Consider the following 22,330-nt stretch of genomic DNA (forward strand, 5'->3'; position numbering starts at 1 on the left):
CGTTGGATGTTTCACGTGAAACGAGGTCGCAAGCTGTATTGAGTCGAGATCTCGACAGGCTCGATCAGCGGGTCACCCGATCAGCGCGTCATCCGATCAACGGGTCACCCGATCAGCGGGGCGGGCGGATCAACGGGGTGCCGAGTGGGCGGACGCCCACGGAAGGCGCACACACGGCCTCGGTTGGCGGGCCGGGCGCGTGGGGTCAGGTACGGTTGGAAGGAACGAGAGAACGGAGACCGTTTCACGTGAAACATCCCCAATCTGAAGGAGAGTCGGTGAGCACAACGTCCACGATCGACGAAACATCTCCTCTCATGCGGGAGATCCTCGATCTGACTCACCGCCGCAAGAATCTCGCTGAAGCGAAAGTCCCTCTACCCGAAAACACGCGGATTTTCACGGTTTCCAATCAAAAGGGCGGCGTGGGCAAGACCACGACGACGGTAAACATCGCCGCGGCGCTGGCCAAATCCGGGGCTCGCGTGCTCGTGATCGACCTCGATCCCCAGGGAAACGCATCTACGGCCCTCGGCGTCGACCATCACGCCGAAGTTCCGAGCATCTACGACGTGATCATCGATGACTTTCCGCTCGCGGATGTCGTCCAGAAGAGCCCGGAATTCGACACGCTGTTCTGTGCCCCGTCAACAATTCACCTCGCCGGGGCCGAGATCGAGCTCGTCTCGCAGGTGGCCAGGGAGCACCGTCTCCGCACCGCCCTCGAGACGTTCGTCGCCGAGGCGGAGATCCCGTTCCATTACGTGCTGATCGACTGCCCGCCGTCGCTCGGGCTTCTCACAATCAACGCATTTGTTGCTGCACGCGAGGTTTTGATCCCGATTCAGGCCGAATACTATGCCCTGGAGGGCCTCAGCCAGCTGCTCAACAGCATCCAGCTCATCCAGAAGCACCTGAATCCGCCGCTGAAGCTCTCGACGATCCTCCTCACCATGTATGACAGCCGTACGAATCTCGCGCATCAGGTCGCTGACGACGTTCGGGAGCACTTCCCCAACGAGGTGCTCGTCACTGTGATCCCGCGATCGGTGAGGATCTCCGAGGCCCCGAGCTTCGGCCAGACGGTCATCAGCCACGACCCCAGCGGGGTCGGCGCCATCTCGTACCTCGAGGCGGCAGCTGAGATCGCGACCAGGCACGCCGCAGCGGCGGCAACACAGAACGACACTGCACTATCCACTGAAGGAGCAACACACTAATGGCTGCGAAACGCACCGGTCTCGGCCGCGGAATTGGGTCACTCATCCCCACGACGACCCAGGAGATGACAGACAACGGCCGGCCCGTCGACGTCTTCTTCCCTGAGAGCAGCTCCAGTCGGACGGCTGAGGCGCAGCTCGTCGACGTCCCAGGCGCCCGTCTCGTGAACCTCGACCCACACGACATCCTCCCCAACGCCGTGCAGCCGCGCACCCACTTCGACGTGGACCACCTCGCGGAACTGGTCCACAGCATCCGCGAAGTCGGTGTCCTTCAGCCGATCGTGGTGCGCAAGCACGCGACCGAAACCGGCAAATACGAGCTCATCATGGGTGAGCGTCGGCTGCGCGCGACCAAGGAGGTCGGGCTCGACAGCATCCCGGCCGTCATCAAGGACACCGCGAACGAGGACATGCTCAGGGATGCTCTCCTGGAGAACCTCCATCGCTCCAATCTCAACCCGCTCGAGGAGGCGTCCGCCTACCAGCAGCTCCTCGCCGACTTCGGGATCACCCAGGATCAGCTGGCGCAGAGAATTGGCCGGTCACGGCCACAAATTACCAACACCATCCGGCTCCTGAAGCTGCCTGAATCCGTGCAGAAGCGCGTCGCGGCCGGTGTGCTGAGCGCGGGACACGCGCGCGCCGTTCTGTCGGTCGGCCACCACGAGGGGATGCTCCGCCTCGCTGACAAGATCGTCAACGAAGACCTCTCAGTGAGAGCTGCCGAGGCCGCTGCTGCCCAGGGCCTCGCTCCGAAGAAGCCCAAGCCCGCAGCCGGATCGCGACACGGGCACCTCGACGAGATCGGCGAACGACTCGGCGACCGGCTCAACACCAGGGTGAAGGTCTCACTTGGAGCGAAGAAAGGCCAGGTCACGATCGATTTCGCGACCATCGCCGACTTGAACAGGATCCTCGACGAGATCGGTGAACCGGTCTACGGCGGATAGCCATCCACCTCGCCGCAGCGGGCTGGGGGTCACTCCCCGGCTGCTGCGATCGCGAGAGCGCTGTATGCGGATGCCAGGGTGAGCCCGGCCGCCTCGATGGCCTGGGGCACGAGTGACGTCTCCGTGAGCCCGGGAAGCATGTTCGCCTCGAGGAACCAGACGACGCCCTCCTCATCGACGATGACGTCGATGCGGGAGATCTGCCGCAGCCCGAGCAGGGTGTGCACCTGCACGGCCACCTCGGCCGCGTGAGCGGCGACCTCTTCGGACACCCGCGCCGGGGCGTAGAAGGTGGTCTCCCCCGCGTTGTAACGCGCTTCGAAGCTGTAGACGCCCGACAGCGGCTGGATCTCGACGGCAGGAAGCGCCACAGGGCCGTGTCCGGAGTCGATCACGGTGATCGCCAACTCTGTGCCCTCGATCTTCTTCTCGATCAGCGCGACATCCGAGTAGGTGTATGCGTCGACCATGGCGCGCGGCAGATCCGCGGCATCCGTCACGATCGTCACTCCCTGCGCCGAACCGCCCTGCGCGGGCTTCACGACGGCGGCAGCGCCGATACCGTGCAGGACTTCCGCCAGGACGCCATTGGCACCGAGCTCACGGAAGGTCTCGGTGGGCAGCGCAAGCCAGGCGGGCGTGGCGATGCCGGCACGGGAAACCAGCACCTTTGCGGTCGGCTTGAACCAGGCCAGTCCGGCTGCTTCGGGGTGAGATCCGACATAACGGATACCCCTGGCGCGCAGCAGCGCCTGGAGCGCCCCGTCTTCACCGCTGGCCCCGTGGAGAGCCGGCCAGACGACATCCGGGTTCTTCTCGGTCAGTGCGGCGAGCAGGGTCGCGTCGGGGTCGCGGAGCGTGACCGTGTGTCCGGCTGTCTGCAGTTCCTCGGCGACGCGTCGTCCCGATCGCAGGGACACATCACGTTCGTGCGAGATCCCGCCGGCGAGCACCACGATGTCGAGCTTTTTGAAAGTGGTCATGATCAGGCCTTTTCTGTGGTCTGTTTAGGGCGGGTGTCAGGACATGTTGGGTGGAGGAGCGGTGTACGAGACACGCGACCGCGCACTCGTCAGCGTGCCGGTGCCCGCGAACGTGTCCAGCAGGTCGAGCTCGCCGTTGATGACGGTGGCCAGCCGGCGGATGCCGACCCTGATGCTCTCCGGTGTCGGATAACAGAACGAGAGCCGGATGTTCCTGCGCCCGTCACCGTCGGCATAGAAGGCCGTCCCCGGGGTGTACGCGACCAGTTCCTTGACCGCGCGCGGGAGCATCGCCTTCGAATCGAGTCGTTCGGGAAGGGTCAGCCAGACGTAGAAACCGCCGGTGGGATCGGTCCACGTGAGGTCGGGAAGGTACTCGCCGAGTGCAGCGAGCATCGTCTCCTTGCGCTCCTTGTAGACCCCGCGGAAGGTGTTGATCTGGCCCTTCCAGTCGGCCTGGTCCAGGTACTGGGAGATGACGAGCTGGCTGAACGACGACGGGCAGAGGATTGCGGCCTCGTTGGCGAGGATCAGCTTCTCACGGATGGCGTGGGGCGCGAGGGCCCAGCCGACACGGAAGCCGGGAGCGAGCGTCTTCGAGAAGGTGCCGAGGTACACGACGCCGTCGTGCTCGAGCGATCGCAGCGCTGCCGGAGGCTTCTGGTCGAAGTACAGCAGGCCGTACGGGTTGTCCTCGAGCACGAGGATGTCGTTCTCACGCGCGATCTCGAGGATCTCGCTGCGACGGGCCTCAGACAGCGTCACACCGGCCGGGTTGTGGAAGGTCGGGATCGTGTACAGGAACTTGATCCGCTTGCCGTCGGCCTTGAGTCGGGCGATGTGCTCGCGCAACGCCTCGGGGATGAGCCCGTCGTTGTCCATCGGTACGTGGTTCACTTCGGCCTGGTAGCTCTTGAAGATCACCATCGCGGTGACGTAACTGGGTCCCTCGGCAAGGACGACGTCGCCCGGGTCGATGAACAGTTTGCTGAACAGTTCGAGCGCGTGCTGGCTGCCCGTGGTGATCACGACATCGGACGCACTGCCCTGGATGCCCTCGAGCGCCATCACCTCGAGGGTCTGTTCGCGCAGCTTCTCGACACCCTGCCCAGAGCCGTACTGCAGTGCGACGGGGCCCTGCTCGCGCATGACGCGACTCATGGCATCCGTGACCAGGTCTTCAGGCAGAGCGGACACGTACGGCATCCCACCGGCCAGCGAAACGACCTCAGGGCGGCTGGCGACGGCGAACAGGGCACGGACCTCGCTGGCGGCCAACCCGGCCGTGCGGGCGGCGTAAGAGCCGTACCACGGGTCGAGGTTGTTTCCGGATGCTTGGCGGATGCCTGGTTCTGACACTGTTCTTCCGTTCCTGGTCCTAATCGATGTTATCTGTGTTGGGGTGGGGCGAATTGCGGGGTGCGGCTCCTGCCGGGCGGTTAAACGAGAACGACCCGCCCGGCGTGTGCCGGACGGGTCGAGGGTCGAGGGTCGTCGGGCTACGCCAGGAAGACGGCCAGGTCGGCCTCGAGGGCTGCTTTCGGCTTTGCGCCGATGATGGTCTGAGCGACCTCGCCACCCTTGAACACCTTGAGTGCGGGGATGGACGTGATCTGGTACTGCATCGCCAGGCCCGGGTTCTCGTCGACGTTCACCTTGACGATGTCGAGCTTGTCGATGTTCTCAGACGCGATCTGGTCGAGGATCGGTGAGACCATGCGGCAGGGGCCACACCACTCTGCCCAGAAGTCGACGAGCACCGGGCGGGCGCTCTGCAGAACCTCTGCGTCGAAAGTGCTCTCAGATACTGCACGTGCTGACATGGGGTTTTCTCCTTTGTGGATGGTTCGAAGTCTAGACGGATGCCGCGAGGGCGGCTTCAGCTTTTGGGCTGGCGGATTCTGCCTGCTCCCGGTCGGCGAGGAAGTGCTCGGCGTCGAGGGCGGCGACGGTTCCGGATGCCGCAGCGGTCACGGCCTGGCGGTACGTGGGGTCGATGACGTCCCCTGCCGCGAAAACACCGGGCAGGTTGGTCTTCGACGAGCGGCCGTCGACGGCGATGGTGCCGTCTGTGGTGAGCTCGAGCTGACCGTGGAACAGGTGGGTGCGCGGGTCGTTGCCGATCGCCACAAACAGTCCACCGAGTTCGAGGTGGCTCTCTGTACCGTCGACCGTGGACTTGAGCGTGACGCCATCGACGGCGTTCTCACCGGAGATGCCGACGACCTCGGAGTTCCAGATGAACTCGATCTTGTCGTTGGAGAAGGCACGCTCCTGCATGATCTTGGAAGCGCGCAGGGTGTCCTTGCGGTGAATGACGTACACCTTGGATGCAAAGCGAGTGAGGAAGGTGGCTTCCTCCATGGCGGAGTCGCCGCCGCCGACCACAGCGATGGTCTTCTGCTTGAAGAAGAAGCCGTCGCAGGTCGCGCACCAGGAGATACCGCGGCCCGAGAGGCGCTCTTCGTCGGCCAGTCCGAGCTGGCGGTAGGCACTGCCGGTGGCCACGATGACGGATGCCGCCTCGAAGTCGCCCGAGTACCCGGTCTTGACGGTCTTCACGTCTCCGGAGAGGGAGACCTCGGTGACGTCGTCGAGAATGACCTCGGTTCCGAAGCGCTCAGCCTGCTCCTGGAACTTGCTCATGAGCTCCGGGCCCTGGATTCCCTCGGGGAAGCCGGGGTAGTTCTCCACCTCGGTGGTGTTCATCAGCTCGCCGCCGGCCTCGACACTCGACGCCAGAAGCAGCGGGTTCAGGTTGGCCCGGGCCGCGTAGATGGCGGCGGTGTAACCGGCAGGGCCGGACCCGATGATGATGACGTTGCGCACGTAGAGCTCCTTGGAAGATGTCAGTCGCTGAGTGGAACACATCTTAGTTCGCCGATATTCCGGGAGCCTGAACGACGCCCGGTGCGTGTGGGTTCGCCAGGTGCAGAGCCTCTATCGGCGGCGCAGACGGCGGGTCACAGGGGCGAGTGCCTCGCGCAGCTCTGCGGAACGCATCAGCGTGAGCGCCCCCACATAGACCGCTGACATGACGACGGCGACGAGGGCCATCGTCACGAGGGCTCCGAGGACCGAAGCGATGGCCCATCCCCCTGAGTACCCGCCGAGCAGCCACACGAGGCCGGCACCGACGAGAGCGGCGGGTACGGCGGCCACCGAGTAGACCACGAGGCTGCGAACGATCCTGGCGATGTCGAGCCCCGCGATCCGCTTCCGGAGAAGGATGCCAGCGGTCACCATCTGGACCGTGATCGAGATCGACATCGAGATGGCCAGCCCGACGCCGATCAGTGAAAGTGGTAGCAGGGAGCAGGCCAGAGCGAGCGCGATGTAGACGACGACCTGCACGAGTGTGAAGAAGAACGGCGTGCGCGTGTCTCCGAGGGCGTAGAACGTGCGCTGGAAGACGAACAGCACCGCAAAAGGGACCAGACCGGCGAGGTAGGCGATGAGCACGAAACCCATCGCCGCTGTGTCACTGAACGCCGCTGTGAAGAGACTCGCGAACGGGAAGGACAGGACGATCAGTCCTGCGGTGGCCAGGACAATGATCAGGGTGATCTGACGGGTTGCGGCGGAGACATCCGTTTTCAGTTCGTCGGTCCGGTTCTCGTGGACGTGTTCGGCGAGCCGGGTGAAATACGCGGTCGCGACAGACAGGGTGATGACAGAGTGAGGCAGCATGAAGATCAGCCACGCGTTCTGCAGGGCGGCCGTGGACGGACCTTCACCTGAGGCGATGAGCACGACGTTGCTCTGGACCAGCCCGGCCAGGGTGGTCAGGCCGAGCATCGCGAACGACCAGCCGGCCAGCTTGCCTGTTGCGCGCAGGCCGATGCCGCGCCAGCGGAAGTCCGGACGGAAGCTCAGGCCGACCCGGCGCCAGAAGAAGAACAGGATGAGCGCCTGGATGGCGACGCCGAGGGTGGCGGTGCCCGCCAGCACGGCGGTCATGTCAGGCGTCCACTCCGTAACCAGCCTGGTGCCGTTGGGGTCGGCGCCGAACAGCAGGATGAACACCACGAGACCGGCCATGGCCACGACGTTGTTGACGACGGGTGACCAGGTGTACGGCCCGAACAGCTTGTGGGCGTTGAGGATCTCGCCGAGCACCGTGTAGAGGCCGTAGAAGAAGATCTGCGGCAGGCACCAGTATGCGAATGCTACGGCCAGAGCGCGCGTCTCCGGGTCGAGCCTGACCGAGTACAGCTGGACGAGAAGCGGCGCGAAGAGTACCGCGACGGTCGTCGCTGCGAAGAGAACGACGAGGGTGAGGGTGAGGAGCTTGTTGACGTAGGACTTGCCGCCGTCCGCATGGACGATCGATCGGACGATCGACGGAACGAGGATGGCGCTCAGCACTCCTCCGGCGATGATGACGTAGAGCGTGTTCGGCAGCTGGTTCGCCACCGCGAACGCGTCAGCGCTGCTGCTCGCGACCAGGCCGATCGTCCAGGCGAGCAGCATCGCCTTCACGAAGCCGAGGATGCGGGAGACCATCGTTCCGGATGCCAGGAAGAAACTGGCGCGTCCGATGCCGGCGTTGTCGGTCGTCTTCGTCATCGATCCCCAGGGGTGGTCGAGGTGGCGGGAGGAGCATCCGTCGTCTGCGGAGCATCAGAGGGTTGCTCGCTGGACAGCGTGCGGCGGTCGGAGCGGCGTTTGCGGACCGTACGGATGAGGCCGAGCACGAAGAGGACGGCGACGAGGGCGGCGAGGATGGCGGCGCCGATGCCTTCCCAGTCGGCGCGAACCGTGACGGGCACGAGCACGCTCTCGCCGATGACGGCACTCTGCGGCGAGTACAGCTGCAGGCGGACGGTGACCTCACCGTTGCCGAGCCTGGCCTCGACGGGGACCCGCACCGATTCGCGGGCGTTCGCCGGGATGACCTGGGTGACGCTGGAGTCGACGTTGAGCTTGAGGCTCGAGCTCGATGCCTGGAGGACGACGGTGACCGGGAGGTCGTATTCATTCCGAACGGAGAATGGAAGCGACGACTGGTTGCTCACCATGAGGATCGGACTGGTGGCGGCGATCGCGACCGAGTCGAGCGTCGCAGTCGTCTCGGTGTCATGGGTGGTGGCCGCCTCGGTCCAGCCCTCGGGGTCAGAGCGCCACGACACGGCCAGAAGGGCGAGGATCTCGGCGCGCTCCCTGCCGGTGAGGAGGGCCGGCTCATCGAGCATGGTCGAGAACGCGGTGAGACTGCTCTCGCGGGTGTGCAGCCGTTTGACGAGGGCGACCCTTTCCGCCGACTGCGGCTGGTCGGCCACGGTCGCGGCGATCGCCTTCTGGGCGACGGCGGTGCTGAGCACGGTACCGGCGACGGTCGGCATCGACATGAGCGAGGTGATGGCGTCGCTCAGGCGCGCGCCCGTCGGTGGCCACTCCCGGTCGAGGGTGAGCAGGAGAGTGCGTCCGGGCGCGTCCTCCTCGGAGGCGATGACCATGAGCTGAGCGGAGAGGTCGGCCAGCGCATCGAGCTGCTCGTCCGTACTGATCGCAGTGGCCGCGCGTCGCAGGGATTCGGATGCCACAGCATCCGAGAGCAGGACCGAGGTGTCGCTGGCCGTTGCAGAGGCTCCTGGGGTGTAACCGGTCTTGGTGGTTACGTTGCTGGAGGAGAGAATCGTGGTCGTCGCACCGGATGCCGTGAACACCGGAAGATCGGACGCCAGCACGGTGTCGTCGTCAGGCCAGACGATCCCCGTCGTCGTGTACGGCCACTCGGTCAGCTCGGCGAGCGTCGGGAGCGTCGGCTCACCGGGGGTCGGCGTCGGCGTCGGGGCGACGGACGGCTCGCCGGTGGGCGTCGTCGGATCCTCCGGGTCGGCCGGGTCGCCTGGGTCAGGATCCGTCGTGGCATCCGGATCCACGGCGTCGGTGAAGTTCTCCGGGTCGAGGCCGTAGAGCAGCGAGGTCGGGTTCATCAGACCACCGATGCCGGCCTGGGACTGGATAGACGCGTCGGCATCCGCATACTGCAGCGGGAATGTCTCGTTCGTTGCGCGGCTCAGTCGATCGAGCCAGCTGACCGCGGACGCCGGTGCCGCGCTGCCGAGCGCGCGGATCGAAGCAATGACCATGGGGTCGATGCCGAGCGCGACCGGGCGGTCGATGAGCCCGTCGAGCTGACGGGTGAGAAGGCCGGTCGGGGAGGTGTAGACGCTCAGTGCTTCGGCGCTGAGCAGGCCGACACTCGAGGAAGGAGCAGTGATCGGTGCGGCGACGGCGACACCGAGCGACTGCGCGGTGACGTCCGGGGTGTAGACGATGGTCTCGTGGGTGCTGGCCACGGTGTCGCCGCTCGTGAAGCTCGCGTCGATCGGATAGACGCCCGCCTCGGCAGGGAGGCCGAGCAGCGCAGCGTTGACGATGATCGGAGTGGCCGTGTGACGGAGACCGGCGGCCAGGGATGGGACGGCGACGCTCGCAACGGCACGGTCGCTTGCGGTCTTGCCTGAGCCGTCAAGCCAGTCGGCGAGAGCGGACCGCGAGCCGACAGCCTCCGTCCCGGATTCGATGACGAGCCTGCCGGCCGGCAGGTCTGCGTCTGTCAGGTTCTCGATCGTGACGGTCAGGGTCATCGAGCCGGCCGCATTGATCGAACTGGCGGACTGGCTGATCTCGACAACGACCTCGTCATCGGCCGCGGCGGTCTTGACGGCGGTCTGCCCGGATCTCGGTGTGGAAACCGTTCCCGCAGGCCCATCGAAGGCGATGGCGCTCGAGCCGATCCCAAGGGACACCAAGCCGACCGCGGTGGCAACGATCACGCGCAGCGTCTTGTGCAGTCGATTCTTGGTCATAGGCTCTCGCTGGCTCTGGGCCTCGGCCAGCATGAATCCTGATTCTACGGGTGGACTCTGGGCGGATGCCGCCAGCGCGCGCCATGGGGCGCGGAAACGCTGTGGTGCGGGCTAGCGCCAACCCTCTCAGACCTGGTCCGCCGGCCCCTTTCCTCCCGGCCCCTCCGCGATCAGTCGATCCTTCTTCCATCGCACCCAGCCGTGGATCTGGCGTTCGCGATAGTACGCCTCATCGATCCGATCGAAGTACTCGAAGTAGACAAGGGCCAGCGGCCGCCTCCGGGAGGTGTACTTGGCGCCGAGCGCTGACTCGTGCTGGTCCATCCGGTGCGAAAGGTCCCAGGTGCTCCCCGTGCACAGAGTGCCGTCGGCGCGGCGAAGGATGTACATGTAGGGCATGGGTCGAGGATGCCGTGGGGCCGCGTCGCGACAGGCGGGCCCCGGAGAGCGGGGAGAACTGTCGGCGGTGCTCGAGGGTGTGAAGGGACGGGCGGCTACAGGCCGATCGACCCGATCATCGTCCAGACCGTCCGCGTGAGGTCCGGGTGCTCGAGCGCGATCTCGCGCAGCAACTCGTACTCGAGCTTCGCGACGTTGTGGCGGTGGGTATCGGCATCCGGCCGGTTGCTGCGCGCTGCGTACCTGGCCATCGTGTATTCGGCGGTGAGTCCGCGGGCATCGAGAGCATCGGTCTTCAGCTCGTAGACGACGAGTTCGTCGACCGTCGGAAGGTCGTGGATGAAGTCGTACGGGTCTTCTCCGGCGCGGCAACGGTTCTCGATGAGGACGTCGAGTTCATCGCGTGCGTAGCGGCGGAGCCGGTCGAGGTCGAAGGGCGTCGTAGTCAAATGTCGGCCCCTCCCTGGTCGTCTGAGCCGTGTGCGCGTTAAAGGTTACGCCTGTTTTTCTGAAGGGCGACCGATGTCAACCGCCCCGCGCGCGCCGCACAATCAGGGCCAATCGGGTCGCGCCGTGCAACCATGGGCTATGGAACACTCACGGTTGAGCAAGACAACGCTGGAGCACTTCCGCGCTGTCCTCGAAGAGCAGCGCGCCGAACTCGAGCAGCATCGGGCGCACACCGAGGAGTCCCTCGTCGAAGTCCGGGTCGCCCGCGACGGAGAGACCGACGACGAGCACGACCCGGAAGGCCCGACCATCGCCTCCGAGTGGTCGAGGCTCACCGGCCTCCAGGAAGAGGCCGCCCGGCAGCTCACCGTGATCGACAAAGCCCTCGCCCGGGTCGATGACGGCAGCTACGGTCTCTGCACCCGCTGCAACAAGCCGATCGGCCGCGCCCGCCTCGACGCGCGCCCCGCCGCCGAGCTCTGCATCGACTGCGCCCGCCTCGCCGAAGAGCACCGGTAACCCTTCTCGCGGGTTACAGCGCGGTCCCCAACTTCGGAGAATCGGCAGCCGACGGCCCCATCCGCACCTAAATGGGGCGGATCGACTCGAATCTCCGAAGTCACGTACGGCATGCGCGCGCTTCGGGAGGAAAATCAGGGTGTCGATCGGCCGATAGCGGATGGACCCGCCGATTTTCCTCCCGAAGTTCGACAACCCGCCAGGCATCGATGGCCGGCACGCGGATCCGCGCGTACGCTCGCCGTATGAGCGACAGCGAGCCCGACCTTCCCGAGGTCTGTGTCTGCTACATCCTTCGTGAAACCGGCCAGGGCGGTTACGAGGTCCTCCTCGGCGAGAAGAAGAAGGGCCTCGGTCTCGGAAAGATGGTCGGACCGGGCGGAAAGCTCGAACCGGGCGAGACGCCCGCGCAGGCGGTCGTGCGCGAGGTGCACGAAGAATCAGGGTTGCGACTGCGCGAGGAGGATCTCGTGCCGCTCGGTCGCATCCGATACGAGTTCCCGTACCGCCCGGCATGGAGTCAGGTCTCGTGGGTGTTCGCGACCCGCGCGTGGCAGGGCGAGGTCATCGAATCCGACGAGCTGCTGCTGGGCTGGCACCGTGTCGACGACATCCCGTTCGACCGCATGTGGGACGACGCCAAACACTGGCTCCCCGAGGCGCTCGACGGTGAGTATTGTGAACGCCGATTCGTGTTCGGCGCCGACCTGTCGACGGTGGCGACGGGCGACGTGCCGGTCAGGCCTGCAGCGCGAGGCTGAACGGCAGCACAGCGGATGCCCCAGCGCCGCGAAGCAGGCGGCCGGCGACGGTGAGCGTCCAGCGACTGTCGACCAGGTCGTCGACGAGCAGGATCGGTCGACCCCGGTAACCCTCGAGAGCGGTTACCAGCTCGGGATCCAGATCGAACCGGTCCCAGACGCTGGCCAGCCGGTAGGCACTGTTCCCACCTGGTTCGCCAGAAGGCCCGCCGTTCTTCAGGCTGAGCGTCCCGAGGTACGGCAGCCGGCCGACCTCTGAGAGAGCACGGGCGACCGAGTCGACGAGCTGCGGACGACGCCGTGACGGGATGCTGACGACGGCGGCAGGGCGTTCGTCCCAACCCCATTCAGCGAGCACGCGGATGCAGGCCTGCACGAGCGCCGGGCTGGCCGTCGCGTCCGGTGTCGTCGGGGCGAAGAGATCGCGGAGTGTCCCGCCCCAGCCGAGGTCGGTGAGCCGGGCCAGGGCGCGCCCCGCCTCGACCCGCTCCTCCGGCGCGATCTTGCCGCGAACCGGCACGCCGAGATTCTCGGCACCCGTCGGCCACTGGGCACGCGGTTCGATGGCGACCCCGACGCGGCTGAGCGATTTCTGTGCCTGGCCGGATGCCTCCTGCCGCACGTCGGTGGGATACCAGGCCGGCTCACCAGCCGCCGCCGCACAGTTGTCGCAGCGACCGCAGGGTACGGCTGTGTCGTCGTCGAGGGCGCGCTGGAGAAACTCCATGCGACATCCGGTGGTGCGTTCGTACTCGAGCATCGAGTTCTGCTCCTGGACGCGGGCGGCCGAGATGCGCTCGTACCGTTCGGCGTCGTAGACCCAGGGCTGCCCGGTGGCGACCCAGCCGCCGGTGACCCTTTGCACGGCGCCGTCGACGTCGAGTACCTTGAGCAGCAGTTCAAGCGGGCTGCGCTTGAGGTTCACCCGCGCCTCGAGAGCGGGGGTCGACAGCGGGGCTCCGTTGAACGCGAGCTCGTCGATGACGGCGAGGGCCTTCTGCTCGTTCGGCATCGACGACGTGGCGAAGTACTGCCAGATGGCTTCGTCCTCGGTTCCTGGCAGGAGCAGCACATCGGCGCTGGCCGCCCTCCCCTCGATCATGGCCGCACGACCGGCACGTCCGACCTGCTGGTAGTACGCCACTGGCGACGATGGCGCTCCGAGGTGCAGGACGAAACCGAGGTCCGGCTTGTCGAAACCCATGCCAAGCGCGCTCGTGGCGACGAGCGCCTTGACCTGGTTGTTCTTGAGCGCCTGCTCGAGGCCTTCGCGATCGCCGGCATCCGTTCGCCCGGTGTACGCCTGCACCTCGTGCCCGGCCTCACGCAGCAGACGGGCGGTGTCCTCGGCGGCAGACACGGTCAGGGCGTAGATGATCCCGGAGCCGCGGAGTTCTCCGAGGTGGCTCAGCAGCCAGCCGAGCCGGGCACCGGCATCCGGAAGTCGGAGGACACCGAGGCGGAGGGATGCTCTCGCGAGCGGACCGCGGATGGTCACGACGGGTTCGCCGCCGGCGTGCTCGAGCTGCTCGGCGACATCGGTGACGACGCGGGAGTTGGCCGTCGCGGTCGTCGCCAGCACCGGGACGCCGTGCGGCATCTCGGCGATGAGGTCGCGGAGGCGCCGATAGTCCGGGCGGAAGTCGTGACCCCAGTCGGAGATGCAGTGGGCCTCGTCGACGACGAGCAGGCCGGTGCGCTGCACGAGCTTCGGCAACTGCTCCTCACGGAAACGTGGGTTGTTCAACCGTTCAGGCGAGACGAGGAGCACGTCGACCTCGTCGTTGTCGAGCTTCGTGAGCACATCGCCCCACTCGTGCGGGTTGGCCGAGTTGATGGCCACGGCGCGCACACCGGCGCGCGCGGCCGCTTCGACCTGGTCGCGCATGAGGGCGAGCAGCGGCGACACCAGCAGGGTCGGCCCAGCACCCTGCCGACGGAGGAGCAGCGTGGCCACGAAGTAGACCGCCGACTTGCCCCACCCGGTGCGTTGCACGACGAGGGCACGCTTGCGGTCGGCGACGAGGGTCTCGATGGCTTCGAACTGGCCGTCGTGGAAGTCGGCGTCGGGCGAACCGACCAGCGTGCGCAGGATGTCGAGGGCATCGGCCCGGGTGTCGGTCATGGTCCCAGCTTGTCAGGTGCGGCTGACAGGACGGGTCTGTGATCGTGTGCGGTGGTGGGGCAGGGGGTGACCCGAAGCGGCTGAAAGCCTAGACTCCGGCCATGGCTACGACCGATCCGGCGGAGGTGGAGGCGCAACTCACTGCGATCCTCGACCGGTACCGCCCAGAACTCGTGGACGGGACGATCTACGGCATCCCGGCGCTGATCTGGCCCGGTGCCACTGGGCACGACTATTTCGCGGCGCTCAAACGCAACAAGGGGAACGTCGGTCTCTACCTGATCATCGCCGACCGATACCCCGACGACCTCGCGCTGGCCTCCGACGCCCTGCAATCACGGCGTACCGGCAGGGCGACGTTCTCGTTCTCGTCGCTGGACGAGGAGATGGCGGCGGAACTCGTTCGGCTGCTCGACCGGCTGCTCGACCGCTACCGCGCCGAACACCCGACGTCCTGAGCACGACACGCACGAAGGAGCACCCGATGACGAACGAAGACGTGGCGCGCGCCTTCTCCGGCCACCGATTCGAAGAGGCGCTAAACCTTCTCGCCGACGACGTGGTCTGGAATCTCGTCGGCGAGGCCAGGCTGGAGGGCCGCTCCGCGGTGACCGACGCCTGTCGCGGAACCGCTGCCGAACTTACGGACGTGACCACCACCTGGCTCCGGTTCGTGTCCACCGGCAACGGTGATGTCGTCGCCGTCGACGTGATCGGGCGGTACGAAGACAAGGACGGCGTCACAGGGGTGTCATCCTGCGATATCTATGAGTTCGACGACGGCCGGATCCGAACCATCACGTCGTACACGGTCGAGATAGACCCCGACGCACGCACCTGACTGACCGCACCGATCAGTCGGGCCGCCGGCATCCGTTTCTCAGGCGTCGACGATCTGCTTGCCGAGCGGAAGCAGGGCGACCGGCACCATCTTGAAGTTGGCCCAGCCGAACGGGATGCCGATGATCGTGATGCAGAGCGCCACGCCGCTGACGATGTGCCCGAGGGCGATCCACCACCCGGCGAGGATCACCCAGACCACATTGCCGAGAACCGACCCGATGCCTGCGGTCGGGCGGTCGACGACCTCCTTGCCGAATGGCCAGAGCGCGTAGACGCCGATCCGGGCTGAGGCGATGCCCCAGGGGATCGTGACGATGAGCACAAACATGATCAGCGCGGCGAGCATGTAGCCGACGAACAGCCAGAATCCGGACAGCAGCACCCAGATGATGTTCAGGAGAGTCTTCATGGTGTGACCAGTCTGCCACCGGGACGGTGCCACACTGGAACCGTGACTTCTGAGCTCGTGCACCGCCTCCGATCCGATCTCGACTCCGCCCGGTTCACGGTGACCACCCTCACCGGACTGTGGGGCGACGAAGCGGATGCCGCGCTGCACCGGAACGAGAGGGTCCCGGCATTGCGCGCGCTCGCGAGACGTCGTGCGGACTCCGGCGCCGAAGCATCCGCGACCCTCGCAACGGCGTTCGTGCTCGGGCTCCCGGTTCCCCTGGACGACCTCACCCAGGCCCTTCCCTCCCTCGGGGTGGACGGTGCGACCGAACTCGGACTGGTCTCAGTGGACGGCGCCGAAATGACCCCGCTGCTGGACCTGCGACCGTACAGTTTCGTCGACGCCCACGGTGCAGGAAGCTGGTGGATCCTCTCCGACCTCGGCGAACTCGCCCTCGGCCGCCCCCTCGGTGAAGAGCACGTCCTCGGTGTCGGCGGTGCGTCGATGACCCTCAGTGGCCTGATGACGCAGACCCCTGTCGGGAGCGTCCTCGACCTCGGCACCGGATGCGGCATCCAGGCGATGCACGCAGCCAGGCACGCGACGACCGTCGTGGCGACCGACATCTCAGAGCGCGCGCTCGAACTCGCCCGGCTCAACGCCGAGCTCAACTCCATCCACAACATCGAGTTCCGGCACGGCAGCCTGTTCGAGCCGGTGCGCGGCGAGCGATTCGACCAGATCGTCTCGAACCCGCCCTTCGTCATCACCCCGCGCGGCGAAGGGGTGCCCGAATACGAGTACAGGGATGCAGGCATGGTCGGCGACGCGCTCGTCGAGGCGGTCCTCCGCGGGGCGGCCGCTCACCTGAACCCGGGCGGCGTCGCCCAGATGCTCGGCAACTGGGAGTACCGGGTCGGCCAGGATGCCCTCACGCGCGTCGGCGGCTGGATCGACGGCACCGGGCTTGACGCGTGGATCATCGAACGCGACGTGCAGGATCCGGCCGAATACGCCGAGACCTGGATCCGTGACGGCGGCACGCGCTCGGGCACCCCAGACTTCGACCGGCTCTACGCCGCCTGGCTCGACGATTTCGCCGCCCGCCGCGTGACATCCGTCGGGTTCGGGTACGTCACCCTCCGGATGCCGTCGGCCGGCTCCCCAACGCTCCGTCGCCTCGAACGACTCCACGGCGCCCTCGGCTCGAACGAGTCCGGACTCGGTGTGCACCTCGTCTCGGCGCTCGCCGGACACGACTGGCAGGCGGCCTTGTCGCATGACGAGATCGCCTCAGGGCGACTCACCGTCGCGCCCGACGTGACTGAGGAACGGCACTACTGGCCGGGGGCGGAGGATCCGACGGCCATGATGCTGCGCCAGGGCGGCGGTTTCGGTCGCACGGTGCGGATGGACACGGCCCTGTCCGCCCTCGTCGGAGCGAGCGACGGTGACCTGTCGGTCGGTGCGGTCGCCGGTGCGATCGCGCAGTTGCTCGACGCCGACTACGTCGAGTTGCTCGCCGAGCTCGTGCCGCGCGTGAGAGCGCTGGTCGACGACGGATTCCTGCTGCCCCCTGACCTGTAAATCTCCGAACACCGCACGCTGAACAGGAGAAAGAGCACGCGACGCACGGTCAACGGGAGGAATCGGCCGTATCCGGCCTGGGTCTCCTGTTGAGCGGCATCCGTCTCAGCCGTCGCCCGCCGTCTAAGCCGTTTCCCACCCGATAAATAGGGCATCCGCCCGATACTGAGCCCCCTCCTTAGAGAACACGATGGAGACATCACCAAGACCTGAGGAGTTGAGATCATGCAGATTTCCGGAGAATACGGAACCGAGCTGCTCATCCGTTACACCGAAGAGCAGCTGGGCCGCGACCTGGAACGCCGCCGCATCGCGACCGAACGGCTTGCCGAGCGCAAGCCCGGCGCGAGCCGCCCGACATTCGCAGCGCGGCTGGCAGCACTGTTCGGTGCGCACGACGAGCGGATGCCGTCCGCGTCCACCGTGCGGTCGGCGGGCGTCTCGCAGGCCCACGCGGCGCACCGGTGAGCTTTCGTTCGACGACCGCACCCGGATTGGCGGTCGCAGTCGATCCGGTGGCCGAAACCCGCTCGACCGGTGTCGGCGGAGCGTGGGACCATGAAGGAATGAGGTCGCCGGCGGCAAGCCCATCGATGATCGGGCGCGAGTCCGAGCTCGCACAACTGCGCTCTGCGCTGGCCGACACTCTGCTCGGCCTGCCGCAGGGCGTTCTTGTGTCAGGCGAGGCGGGCATCGGCAAGACGCGCCTGCTCGAGGAGTTCCTGGCATCGGCGTCAGAGGAGGCACTTGTCCTCACCGGGCAGTGCGTCGACCTCGGTGCGGTCGGCGCCCCGTACGCCCCGATCAAGGGCGTGCTCCGTTCCCTGGTCAGCCAGATCGGCGCCGACACCGTGCTCGAGGCCGGCGGTCCCGGCCGCGGAGCCCTCACTGCGCTGCTCCCCGAACTCGGCGACGCCGACCTCGACCGCTCGGGCACAGGGCTCAACCGCCTGCACGAGACCGTCGCCGTCCTGCTCGAGACCGTGTCGCTGACCACACCGGTCGTCGTCGTGATCGAAGACCTGCACTGGGCCGATGACGCCACTCTCAACCTCCTCCGCTTCCTGCTGCGCGGACTCAGCAGGGGCCGGATCCTCGTCGTCCTCAGCGTCCGCACCGAAGACGTGCCCAGGGGGCATCCGCTCAGGGGTCTCATCTCCGAACTGGAGCGGTCCCGCAGCATCACGCGCATCGAGGTGCAACGGCTCAGCCGCCAGGAGGTCCAGCGCCAGGTGCACGAGATCCTCGGCACGCTGCCAGACGACGAAGCGTTCGACAGCGTCTTCTCCCGGAGCGAGGGCATCCCGTTCTTCGTCGAAGAACTCGTCGGGTTCGACGAGACCTGCGAGGGCGACCTCCCGTGGACGCTCCGCGAACTGCTCCTCGCCCGCTACGAACGACTCAGCGACGACACCCAGCATGTGCTCCGGCTGCTGTCGGCCGGTGGTGTCCGGGTCGACCACGAACTGCTGATGACGGTCTACCACGGCGACGCCGACGTGCTCGATCGCGCAGCGCGCGAGGCCGTGCTCGCGAACATCCTTCTCGCCGACGAGCGCAGCTACGCCTTCAGGCACGCGCTCGTCCGTGAGGCGATCCACGCCGACCTCCTGCCAGGGGAACGCACTCGCTTCCACACCCGCTTCGCCGAAGCGCTCGAGGCCGTGGCAGACGAACGGCGGGTGGCGACGGAGATCTCGTACCACTGGCTCGCCGCCCACGACGCGGCGAAAGCGTTCCCGGCCTCCCTTCGTGCGATGTCCGAGGCGCGCGCGACCTACGCTTACGGAACGGCCGCGCAGATGGGTGAGCGAGCCCTGGAACTGTGGGACCAGGTGCCGGATGCCGAGACCGTCGCGAATCGCAAGAAGATCGACCTCATCGCCCAGACGGCCTCGGCGCTGCGCAACGCCGGTGAGGGCGAACGATCGCTGGCGATGGTCAACCTCGCGTTGCAGGAATGCCCGCGCGACGACGCATTCCGCTACGCCCGACTGCTGCGGGACAAAGCGATGTACCTCGGCAACATGGGCAAACCGGGCTCGATCGAACTGCTCCGCGAGGCCCTCGAACTCGTCCCCCCGGGGTCGACAGGTCTGGCTGGCACATCCGGACTGGCGGGTTCGACGCTGACGGCAACTGAGTTGCGCTCGGCGATGCTCACCGGGCTCGCCGGCCGGCTCATGATCGAGGCTCGCTTCACCGAGGGTGCTTCGGTGGCGCTGGAGGGGCTGGAGGAAGCCCGCGCGGCCGGCTCCGACCGGCACGCGTCAATCGCCTCGAATATTTACGGTGCGGCGATGATCGACTCCGGCAGGATCGAGGAGGGGTACCGGCACCTCGAGAGCGCCCGCCGGCTGGCCGAGAGTGACACGAGCGCGATGCTCCGTTACCGGGTGAACGCCTCGGATGCCGAATACCTCCTCGGCCACTACCCCGAGGCGCTGCGGATCGCCGAACTCGGCATCGCCTTCGCACACGAGCTGGGTGTCGAACGCAGCACAGGCATCATCCTGCAATCCAACGCCGTCGATCCGCTCATTGCCCTTGGGGACTGGGAGCGCGCCGAACGGCTGGTCGCCCGCGCCCTCACGCTCCTGCCCTCGCCCGTCTTCAACGCTTACCTCCAGCGCGCCAGGATCTTCCTGATGATGTGGCGGGGCGACGTCGCAGGCGCAGCGAAGCTGTACAAAGGACTGCGCTCCGGCTTCCTCGCCCTCGCACAGGTCGAGATGCAGGTGGAACTCGGCCACGCAAGGATGGCCGCAGAACTCAACCTGGAGCGCGGCGACCCGAAGCAGGCCTGGGCCGACGTCTCAGTGCTGCTCGGCGACGACCATCGGCAATACCCCGGCTACGATCTGCCCCTGCTCGCCGCGGCGGCCCGTGTGCTCGCCGTGCTCCGCGCGGGCGGTAACACGCTCCCGGCCGGCGAAGACGCGGCAGCCGAGGCCCGCATGCGCGAACTCGCCGACGAGCTCGATTTCTGGCCGACCAGCCCGGTGTGGATTCCCCTTTTCCGCGCCGAACTGTCGGGCACAGACGGCACAGGAACCGACCCGGATGCCTGGCAGCGGGCCGTCGATGCGGTTGCAGGCAACACCGCAGCTCCCGCACACCTCCACGCTTATGTGCTGCTCAGGCTCGGGCGGGCGCACGCGGAATCCGGCGACAGGGCAGAGGCGGCATCCGCCCTGCAGGCGGCCACTGCCGAAGCCGGCCTGCTCGGTGCCGGCCTGGTCAGCGCCCAAGCCCGAGCGGTCGCCGCGCGCGCCGGCATCCCGCTCGACGGCGGCCAGCCGAAGCCGGTGACGGATGCTACCGAGCTCACCGCCCGCGAACGGCAGGTCCTCGAACTCATCGCCCAGGGCCTCAGCAACAAGCAGATCGGCGAGCAGTTGTTCATCAGCGCCAAGACGGCGAGCGTGCACGTGTCTGCGATCCTCCGCAAGCTCGGGGCATCCAGCCGTACCGAGGCGGCCTTCCTCGCCCGGGAACTCGTCTAGTCGGCCGTCGCGCCCTGCCCGATAGTCAGCCGAACCCCTGACGCGACGAGGCCCTGCCGCTTAACATGAAGGATCAGACCCGTTGCCGTCACGGGAGGTTGCCATGGTTCAGGTTCGCATCGTCGGCGTCGCGCTGGACTCCAGCGCCCAACCGGTCATCTTGCTGAAGCCGTTGGATGAGGTGGCAGGCACCGGGCGGATGCTTCCCATCTGGATCGGTGCATCGGAGGCGACATCCATCCTCATCGCGGTGGAAGGTGCCGAAGCGCCGAGGCCGCTGTCCCACGATCTGATGAACACCCTGATCGAGGCAGTCGGTGCCTCTGTCGACAGGGTCGAAGTGACGAAGATCGAGGACGGCACGTTCTACGCAGAGATCACGCTCCGTACGAGAGACGGGTCGCTGGTCATCGATTCGCGGCCCTCGGATGCAATCGCCATTGCGGCGCGCGCCCACGCACCCATCTGGGTCGACGATGAGGTGCTCGTGGTCGCTGGCGTCGTCGACACCGACGAAGGGCTGAGCCCGGCAGTCGAGGAGGAACGGCTCGAGGAGTTCCGCAAGTTCCTCAATGACGTCGACCCGGAGGACTTCCAGGGCTGAGACGTCGAAGTGACTGGCATGATAGCGCGATTTCGCTTCGCGCCAATGGTCTTGCCCACATCCTCTGCCGCTCCTAGAGTCCGGATGCGGCAACGATGCCGCGACTCAGCACTGCGCTGAACCTGACAAAGGGGACGAGCATGGAAGACAGGCGTTCGCTGAACCCTCGAACCGAGGGGCAGAGATGACCAGTATGACCGGACGGGCGCACCGGTCGACTGAACCGACGCACCGGGAGGCCCGGCGCAAACGCCCGAAGACGACGTACAACAGGCGGGAGGCGATCGCCGGGTATCTGTTCATCGGACCATGGATTCTGGGCTTCCTCATTTTCACGCTTGGCGCGATGATCTACAGCCTCGTGATCTCATTCAGCAATTACAATCTGGCCCGCAACACGGCGACCCCGGTTGGCTTCGCCAACTACGCGCAACTGTTCGAAGACCCGAAAGTGGGACTCGCCCTCGGCAACACCCTCGTCTATGCGCTCATGGCAGTGCCGCTCGAGATCGCCTTCGCCCTGTTCCTGGCCATGCTCCTCGCCCGGGTCGGACGAGGAGCCGGCGTCTTCCGCACGGTTTACTACCTGCCGAAAATGACGCCGACTGTCGCCACGGCATCGGTCTTCCTCCTGCTCCTGAATGGAAACAGCGGCGCGATCAATCAAGGTCTCTCGTTCTTCGGCATCGAAGGACCCCAGTGGCTTGTCGATCCCGCATGGGTCAAGTCGTCAATCGTACTGATGACCCTCTGGACAGTCAGCGGCACGATGGTGATCTTCCTTGCCGCCCTGAAGAACGTGCCCCGCGACCTCTACGAGGTCTCGTCCATCGACGGTGCCGGACCGGTACGCCAGTTCTTCTCCATCACCGTGCCGATGATCTCGAGTGCCATCTTCTTCAATGTCATCGTGCTCACCATCGCCGCGTTCCAGGTGTTCGACCAGGCGTACCTCCTGTTCTGGCGGGACCAGTCCAACTCCTCGCCCGAGTCGTCACTGTTCTATGCCGTCTATCTGTTTCAACAGGCCTTCCGTCAGTTCGATTTCGGTTTCGCCGCCGCCATGGCCTGGCTGCTCTTCGTGATCATCATGGTGATCACGTTCATCCAGATGAAGTTCGGAAACCGATTCGTGTACTACGAGGGAGATGAGCACAAGTGAGCGTCA

At 66.4% G+C, this 22,330-nt stretch carries 21 protein-coding genes; 11 read left to right on the top strand and 10 right to left on the bottom strand.

What is annotated here, in order from left to right:
• Positions 1–248: 248 nt before the first annotated feature.
• Together AC1M2K_RS06205 and AC1M2K_RS06210 are read left to right on the top strand one after the other, a co-directional pair.
• Positions 249–1,220, top strand: a complete 972-nt coding sequence (locus tag AC1M2K_RS06205) for a ParA family protein (RefSeq protein WP_480240256.1) — start codon at positions 249–251, stop codon at positions 1,218–1,220.
• Positions 1,220–2,173 (top strand): ParB/RepB/Spo0J family partition protein, encoded by a 954-nt coding sequence (locus AC1M2K_RS06210; RefSeq protein WP_480240257.1) that lies wholly within the window; start codon positions 1,220–1,222, stop codon positions 2,171–2,173. The genes AC1M2K_RS06205 and AC1M2K_RS06210 overlap by 1 nt, the downstream gene beginning before the upstream one ends.
• 29 nt (positions 2,174–2,202) lie before the next feature.
• Here AC1M2K_RS06210 and AC1M2K_RS06215 read toward each other — a convergent pair whose 3' ends face one another.
• The 8 genes from AC1M2K_RS06215 to AC1M2K_RS06250 all read right to left on the bottom strand — a co-directional run bounded on the left by AC1M2K_RS06215 (position 2,203) and on the right by AC1M2K_RS06250 (position 10,822).
• Positions 2,203–3,156: a D-alanine--D-alanine ligase family protein gene (locus AC1M2K_RS06215; RefSeq protein ID WP_480240258.1), complete on the bottom strand. Its 954-nt coding sequence runs from the start codon at positions 3,154–3,156 to the stop codon at positions 2,203–2,205.
• A gap of 36 nt (positions 3,157–3,192) precedes the next feature.
• Positions 3,193–4,515: an aminotransferase-like domain-containing protein gene (locus AC1M2K_RS06220; RefSeq protein ID WP_480238876.1), complete on the bottom strand. Its 1,323-nt coding sequence runs from the start codon at positions 4,513–4,515 to the stop codon at positions 3,193–3,195.
• Positions 4,516–4,655: 140 nt separating this feature from the next.
• Complete coding sequence (trxA, locus tag AC1M2K_RS06225) at positions 4,656–4,979, bottom strand: thioredoxin (protein ID WP_480240259.1); 324 nt, start codon at positions 4,977–4,979, stop codon at positions 4,656–4,658.
• A gap of 31 nt (positions 4,980–5,010) precedes the next feature.
• The gene (gene trxB / locus AC1M2K_RS06230) at positions 5,011–5,985 is read right to left on the bottom strand and encodes a thioredoxin-disulfide reductase (protein ID WP_480240260.1); all 975 of its coding nucleotides are present in this window, start codon (positions 5,983–5,985) and stop codon (positions 5,011–5,013) included.
• Between the two features lie 111 nt (positions 5,986–6,096).
• The gene (murJ, locus tag AC1M2K_RS06235) at positions 6,097–7,725 is read right to left on the bottom strand and encodes a murein biosynthesis integral membrane protein MurJ (protein ID WP_480240261.1); all 1,629 of its coding nucleotides are present in this window, start codon (positions 7,723–7,725) and stop codon (positions 6,097–6,099) included.
• Positions 7,722–9,974, bottom strand: coding sequence for a DUF6049 family protein (locus AC1M2K_RS06240; RefSeq protein WP_480240262.1), 2,253 nt, complete (start codon positions 9,972–9,974; stop codon positions 7,722–7,724). Before AC1M2K_RS06240 ends, murJ begins: the two co-directional genes overlap by 4 nt.
• Before the next feature lie 126 nt (positions 9,975–10,100).
• Positions 10,101–10,373, bottom strand: a complete 273-nt coding sequence (locus AC1M2K_RS06245; protein WP_480240263.1) for a GIY-YIG nuclease family protein — start codon at positions 10,371–10,373, stop codon at positions 10,101–10,103.
• 95 nt (positions 10,374–10,468) lie between these two features.
• Positions 10,469–10,822: a hypothetical protein gene (locus AC1M2K_RS06250; protein WP_480238871.1), complete on the bottom strand. Its 354-nt coding sequence runs from the start codon at positions 10,820–10,822 to the stop codon at positions 10,469–10,471.
• A gap of 154 nt (positions 10,823–10,976) precedes the next feature.
• Between AC1M2K_RS06250 and AC1M2K_RS06255 the strand changes: the two genes are divergently transcribed.
• Both AC1M2K_RS06255 and AC1M2K_RS06260 read left to right on the top strand, forming a co-directional pair.
• Positions 10,977–11,342, top strand: coding sequence for a TraR/DksA family transcriptional regulator (locus AC1M2K_RS06255; RefSeq protein ID WP_480240264.1), 366 nt, complete (start codon positions 10,977–10,979; stop codon positions 11,340–11,342).
• A 245-nt stretch (positions 11,343–11,587) separates the two neighbouring features.
• A complete protein-coding gene (locus AC1M2K_RS06260; RefSeq protein ID WP_480240265.1) occupies positions 11,588–12,103 on the top strand; it encodes an 8-oxo-dGTP diphosphatase in 516 nt (171 codons plus the stop codon).
• On the opposite strand, the gene AC1M2K_RS06265 is transcribed toward AC1M2K_RS06260, so the two are convergent.
• Entirely contained in the window at positions 12,081–14,228 is a 2,148-nt protein-coding gene (locus tag AC1M2K_RS06265) for a RecQ family ATP-dependent DNA helicase (protein ID WP_480240266.1), read from the bottom strand. The two genes, AC1M2K_RS06260 and AC1M2K_RS06265, sit on opposite strands and share 23 nt — an antisense overlap.
• Before the next feature lie 101 nt (positions 14,229–14,329).
• Between AC1M2K_RS06265 and AC1M2K_RS06270 the strand changes: the two genes are divergently transcribed.
• Together AC1M2K_RS06270 and AC1M2K_RS06275 are read left to right on the top strand one after the other, a co-directional pair.
• Positions 14,330–14,686: a hypothetical protein gene (locus tag AC1M2K_RS06270; RefSeq protein ID WP_480240267.1), complete on the top strand. Its 357-nt coding sequence runs from the start codon at positions 14,330–14,332 to the stop codon at positions 14,684–14,686.
• Between the two features lie 26 nt (positions 14,687–14,712).
• Complete coding sequence (locus AC1M2K_RS06275) at positions 14,713–15,069, top strand: nuclear transport factor 2 family protein (RefSeq protein WP_480240268.1); 357 nt, start codon at positions 14,713–14,715, stop codon at positions 15,067–15,069.
• A 39-nt stretch (positions 15,070–15,108) separates the two neighbouring features.
• On the opposite strand, the gene AC1M2K_RS06280 is transcribed toward AC1M2K_RS06275, so the two are convergent.
• Positions 15,109–15,480: a YccF domain-containing protein gene (locus AC1M2K_RS06280; RefSeq protein ID WP_480238865.1), complete on the bottom strand. Its 372-nt coding sequence runs from the start codon at positions 15,478–15,480 to the stop codon at positions 15,109–15,111.
• A gap of 42 nt (positions 15,481–15,522) precedes the next feature.
• Between AC1M2K_RS06280 and AC1M2K_RS06285 the strand changes: the two genes are divergently transcribed.
• The 5 genes from AC1M2K_RS06285 (at position 15,523) to AC1M2K_RS06305 (ending at position 22,324) form a co-directional block, all read left to right on the top strand.
• Positions 15,523–17,052 carry a class I SAM-dependent methyltransferase gene (locus tag AC1M2K_RS06285; RefSeq protein WP_480240269.1) on the top strand — a complete coding sequence of 510 codons (1,530 nt, stop codon included), beginning with the start codon at positions 15,523–15,525 and terminating at the stop codon, positions 17,050–17,052.
• Positions 17,053–17,277: 225 nt separating this feature from the next.
• Positions 17,278–17,520 (top strand): hypothetical protein, encoded by a 243-nt coding sequence (locus tag AC1M2K_RS06290; protein WP_480240270.1) that lies wholly within the window; start codon positions 17,278–17,280, stop codon positions 17,518–17,520.
• Entirely contained in the window at positions 17,517–20,558 is a 3,042-nt protein-coding gene (locus AC1M2K_RS06295) for a helix-turn-helix transcriptional regulator (protein ID WP_480240271.1), read from the top strand. The genes AC1M2K_RS06290 and AC1M2K_RS06295 overlap by 4 nt, the downstream gene beginning before the upstream one ends.
• 103 nt (positions 20,559–20,661) lie before the next feature.
• Positions 20,662–21,162 carry a bifunctional nuclease family protein gene (locus AC1M2K_RS06300; protein ID WP_480240272.1) on the top strand — a complete coding sequence of 167 codons (501 nt, stop codon included), beginning with the start codon at positions 20,662–20,664 and terminating at the stop codon, positions 21,160–21,162.
• Positions 21,163–21,346: 184 nt separating this feature from the next.
• A complete protein-coding gene (locus tag AC1M2K_RS06305; protein ID WP_480240273.1) occupies positions 21,347–22,324 on the top strand; it encodes a carbohydrate ABC transporter permease in 978 nt (325 codons plus the stop codon).
• Positions 22,325–22,330: the final 6 nt, after the last annotated feature.

It is taken from the genome of Mycetocola sp. Y171 (genome assembly GCF_056713165.1).